The organism is Streptomyces synnematoformans, from assembly GCF_039531005.1.
Classification (GTDB): domain Bacteria; phylum Actinomycetota; class Actinomycetes; order Streptomycetales; family Streptomycetaceae; genus Streptomyces; species Streptomyces synnematoformans.
This window is the reverse complement of record NZ_BAAAPF010000606.1, coordinates 1,016-1,816: the sequence shown is the minus strand read 5'-3', so window position 1 is coordinate 1,816 and position 801 is coordinate 1,016. Positions and strand designations below refer to the sequence as shown.

Sequence of the window (801 nt, the reverse complement as noted above, 5' to 3'; positions counted from 1 at the left end):
GCTGCCACCGCGTCCCGGGCGGTCCGCGCCCGGGCCGCCCGCGCTGACAGCGGTCATCGCATGTCCCCGCGTAGCAGGTCCCGTACGGAGGCGACGTGCCCGTGCACCGCCGCGGCGGCCGTGTCGGCGCTGCCGCTGCGCAGCGCCGAGAGGATCTCGGCGTGCTCGGTCAGCGAGCGGTGCATGCGGCCGGGCTGGGCGTTCATGAGCGCGACGCCCATACGGAGCTGGCGGTCGCGGAGTTGGTCGTAGAGACGGACGAGGATGTCGTTGCCGGCGTTGCGGACGATCGTCGCGTGAAAGCAGCGGTCGGTGGCCGCGGCGGCGGCGCGGTCGTCGGCCTCGACGTGCCGGCGCTGCTCCGCCAGCAGCTCTTCGAGCCGGGTGAGCAGCGGCGCGGGCGCGGGTACGGACCGGCGGGCGGCGTGCTCCTCGACGAGCAACCGGGTCTCGACGACGTCGGCGATCTCCTGCGCGGAGACCGGCAGCACGAAGGCGCCCTTTTTCGGGTACAGCTCCAGCAGCCCCTCGGCCTGCAGCCGCAGCAGCGCCTCGCGCACGGGCGTGCGGGAGACCCCGACCGCCTCGGCCAGCTCGCCCTCGGTGAGCATCGTGCCGCCTTCGTAACGCCGTTCCAGCACGCCTTGCTTGACGTGGGCGTAGACGCGGTCGGCGGCGGGGGCGGACTTGGCCGCGGCGGCGGGGCTCGGAGGCATGCGCACAGCATAGATACAACACGTATGCGTACGTCGCCGCCGTCCGCGATACGGACAGGGGGTGCCGGGAGGCGCCAGGGGACGC

Annotated in this window: 1 protein-coding gene; it reads right to left on the bottom strand. The window is 74.0% G+C overall.

Annotation, left to right across the window (positions count from 1 at the left end; genetic code table 11):
- Positions 1-53: 53 nt before the first annotated feature.
- Positions 54-716, bottom strand: coding sequence for an FCD domain-containing protein (locus tag ABD317_RS36480; RefSeq protein WP_027756862.1), 663 nt, complete (start codon positions 714-716; stop codon positions 54-56).
- Positions 717-801 lie beyond the last annotated feature (85 nt).

Coding starts and splice junctions, on each gene's coding strand:
- ABD317_RS36480 (WP_027756862.1), bottom strand. CDS start 716: ATGCCTCCGAGCCCCGCCGCCGCGGCCAAGTCCGCCCCCGCCGCCGAC.